Genomic DNA, 1188 nt, shown 5'->3' with positions numbered 1-1188 from the left:
CGCGCCGGGGGTGACCGGCGCGCGCGAACCGCGTGTTCGGGGGTGGGCTCGTCCTAGGCGGAGCCGCGGGTGGTGGGCGTCGACAGGACGACGCGGCCGGTGGGCGTGTACGACGGCGACGCCGGGCGACGGTTGGGCGTGCGCAGCGGCGACGACGGCGGGATCGCCCGCCCGGTGGGCGTGTAGGAGAACGCGGTCGGCGCGTTGTTCATGGCGGGACTGCGGTACTGCGACATGGGACTCACTCCTGGTCGTGGAAGGACGACGGGCCCGGCGCGTCACCGCCGGGGCGGGACGACGACGGGAGTCGTTCGGGTGCGTGGGGGTGGAGACGACGGCGGCTCACCCGGGGAGAAGGCGCGGACCTCGTGGCGTGGGCGCCGGGAAGAGATGGGGTGTGCCGCGAGCGGATCGCTCCAGCGGGGTCGGACGTGTCGGCGGAGGTGTCGCCGGACGGTTCGACCGGGAACGGGCTGGTGTGCCCGCGATGGAGAAAAGGATGACACGCCCGCCGGGGCCGCACAACCCCCTGTGTGGATGTTCACTCCGCACAGCCGCGGCCTACCCTGTGCTGGTGAGTTCTTCCCCGAGAGACGCCGGCCCCAGGAGCGACTCCACCGACCAGACCGGTCCCGCCGACGCCGCCGACCCCGTCGACTCCGTCCTCGACTCCCTGCGGGGCGCGGTGGACCCGCTGGAGTCGCACCACGAGTCCGACCCGCGGGAGGGCACCGATCTCAAGACGCAGATCGTGCGGTTCTTCCTCACCGGGGTGCTCTCGGCGGTCGTCGACTACGGCTTACTGCAGCTGCTCATGCTGGCCGGTCTGGGCTACGGCCCGGCCAAGGCGCTGTCGTTCGTCGCGGGCACGCTCACCGCGTACGGCATCAACCGCCGGTGGACGTTCCGGGCCGAGCCGTCGCGGGCGCGGTTCATCGCCACGATGTGCCTGTACGCCCTCATGTTCGGCGTGCAGTGGGGTCTGTTCATGGTCCTCGTGCCGTTCTTCCACGGCCTGGGCTGGAGCACCTTCTGGGCCACGACCATCGGGTACGTCATCGCCCAGGGCGTCGCGACCGTCACCAACTTCATCGTCCAGCGGACCGTGATCTTCCGGGTCCGCTGACCGGCATGTCCGTCGCGCTCCTGCTCGCCGCCGCGCCGGCGGTGACAACCCCTGGCTACTGC

The 1188-nt window shown here is 71.7% G+C and carries 2 protein-coding genes; one reads left to right on the top strand and one right to left on the bottom strand.

All coding sequences use genetic code 11. The features are described from left to right. Positions 1-53 precede the first annotated feature (53 nt). Complete coding sequence (locus HMPREF3086_RS01165; protein WP_007633899.1) at positions 54-236, bottom strand: hypothetical protein; 183 nt, start codon at positions 234-236, stop codon at positions 54-56. A gap of 332 nt (positions 237-568) precedes the next feature. Between HMPREF3086_RS01165 and HMPREF3086_RS01160 the strand changes: the two genes are divergently transcribed. Next, positions 569-1126, top strand: coding sequence for a GtrA family protein (locus HMPREF3086_RS01160; RefSeq protein ID WP_246830842.1), 558 nt, complete (start codon positions 569-571; stop codon positions 1124-1126). The last annotated feature ends 62 nt before the right edge of the window (positions 1127-1188 follow it).

This window comes from Dietzia sp. HMSC21D01 (assembly GCF_001815995.1).
GTDB lineage: Bacteria > Actinomycetota > Actinomycetes > Mycobacteriales > Mycobacteriaceae > Dietzia > Dietzia cinnamea.
Note: the sequence above shows the minus strand (reverse complement) of the source record. Positions and strands in the feature narration are given on the sequence as shown.

Excerpts from the sequence above, each read along its gene's own strand:
- HMPREF3086_RS01165 (WP_007633899.1), bottom strand. The coding sequence starts at position 236 with ATGTCGCAGTACCGCAGTCCCGCCATGAACAACGCGCCGACCGCGTTC.